The sequence below is a fragment of the Microcystis sp. M49636_WE2 genome, from assembly GCF_030065375.1.
In the GTDB taxonomy this organism is placed as follows: domain Bacteria; phylum Cyanobacteriota; class Cyanobacteriia; order Cyanobacteriales; family Microcystaceae; genus Microcystis; species Microcystis aeruginosa_C.
The window spans coordinates 1-1,015 of record NZ_JASJFG010000619.1 but is presented as its reverse complement, the minus strand read 5'-3'; the positions used below and the strand labels follow the sequence as shown (position 1 = coordinate 1,015).

Here is a 1,015-nt window from a genome sequence, read left to right as displayed (position 1 = left end):
TGACAGATTTAATAATAAAAGTCATTTGGGGAGGTAAGCGAAAAGGTTGCTGTTTAAACATTAAATACACTTGATCGCTAATTTGTTCAAAGACCCTCACATCTACCGGTTTATCGCGAAATTCATCTAAAAGAAACTGCAAGATATTTCGCACAGGTTGCAGATCTCTAACGGGTTCAATTAACCCCATATACACGAGAGTTTTTAAGACTGTTTCCGTATCCTTTCTTAAGATAGCAAAAAAGGTTTCAATCATTTGATCTTTAGCGACGGACTTTAACTCGAACATCGTGCCGAAATCGTAGAAAATTAACTCCCCTTCCTGACTAACTGCCATATTACCCGGATGGGGATCCGATTGGAAAAAACCATCCTGTAATAGTTGTTTGAGATAGGAACAGATTCCCAGTTGAATAATACCATCGACGTTAATACCATTAGCTATTAAAGTCTCTCGATCATCGACTTTAATCCCCGGTACATACTCCAAAGTTAATACCTTGCGGGTGGTATATTGCCAGTAAACTAAAGGAACTTTTACTTGGGGATAATTCTTAAAATTTTCCCGAAAGCGATCAGCATTTTTGCCCTCATGAATATAATCGATTTCTTGAAAGAGTAGTTCAAAGAATTCTTGGTAAATAGCTTCTAAATTATATTTTTTCACCACGGAGAAAATATTTAACCAACGGGTGAGACGATGCAACACTTCAAAATCGAGATTAAATAGTCCTTCTAGATTTGGTCTTTGTACCTTAATAACGACCTCTTCCCCACTTAATAACCGCGCTCTATGCACTTGTCCTAAACTGGCACAAGCGAGGGGAGAAACGCTAAAACTTGCAAATAAATTATCTAGGGGTTGTCCTAATTCTGTTTCAATAACTCGGATCGCTTCTTGACTATTAAATTCGGGAACTCGATCCTGTAATTGGGTTAATTGTTCGATATATTCGAGCGGAATTAAATCTGCTCGCGTCGATAAAGATTGTCCAATTTTAATAAAAGTTGGTCC

Annotated in this window: 1 protein-coding gene; it reads right to left on the bottom strand. The window is 37.5% G+C overall.

The features are described 5' to 3' along the window. A partial coding sequence (locus tag PX484_RS14250; RefSeq protein ID WP_288104363.1) for an ABC1 kinase family protein occupies positions 1-1,015 on the bottom strand: 1,015 nt, incomplete at both ends.